We start from the raw sequence: 700 nt of genomic DNA, 5'->3' as shown, positions 1-700 counted from the left end.
CAGGAAACGGTCGACCTAAAGATGACTAACGAGATATCCTTTTTCCAGAACCCAGATGGAACCCGCGAGGAGATTCTTGAAGCTACATTCTATGCATTACGTCAATACGGGTACGCGGATCTGACTATTTCAAAGATAGGTGACGAATTCGGGAAGAGTCAGTCGCTCATATATCATCATTACGATAATAAGGACGAGCTGTTGGTAGATCTTCTGGATTATATGCTGGAGCAGGTCGAAAATCAGGTTCCACTTCCCAACCAGTCCCCTGAGGAGTATATCGAGATAATCGTCGATGAAATATTTGGCACCAGCAGCAACAGTGATATCGAGTTTTCGCAGGCCGTAATTGAACTGCGAGCGCAAGCAGCACATGACGACGATTACAGCCGTCTCTTTCGAAGGAGTGATGATTTCATTCGAAAACAAATCGCGCGTGTCATCCAAGCCGGTGTTGATACAGGCGCATTTGATGTCGAAGACCCATCACAGACAGCCGCGCTATTCCATACAGTTTTAGTCGGGATCCAGGCGGAACGGATTACCAGTGATGAGGAAACTATCGACGATGTAAGAGACGAGTTTCAGCGGTATGTCGAGGACTGTCTGCTCTCTGCGTAGCCTTTCACAGTTGCGTTTCGCTACGCGATTACTGCCACCGTCAACCGTCATGCCGCCACCGGGCATTGACTGGTAGTTC

1 protein-coding gene is annotated in these 700 nt (G+C 48.4%); it reads left to right on the top strand.

Annotated elements, in window-relative coordinates; genetic code table 11:
* The first annotated feature begins 21 nt into the window (after positions 1-21).
* A complete protein-coding gene (locus tag D3D01_RS22565) occupies positions 22-621 on the top strand; it encodes a TetR/AcrR family transcriptional regulator (RefSeq protein ID WP_121513857.1) in 600 nt (199 codons plus the stop codon).
* The last annotated feature ends 79 nt before the right edge of the window (positions 622-700 follow it).

Source organism: Haloarcula sp. Atlit-7R, assembly GCF_003666065.1.
Classification (GTDB): domain Archaea; phylum Halobacteriota; class Halobacteria; order Halobacteriales; family Haloarculaceae; genus Haloarcula; species Haloarcula taiwanensis.
The sequence above is the reverse complement of the archived record's forward strand: the minus strand, read 5'-3'. Positions and strand labels throughout refer to the sequence as shown.

Excerpts from the sequence above, each read along its gene's own strand:
- D3D01_RS22565 (WP_121513857.1), top strand. The coding sequence starts at position 22 with ATGACTAACGAGATATCCTTTTTCCAGAACCCAGATGGAACCCGCGAG.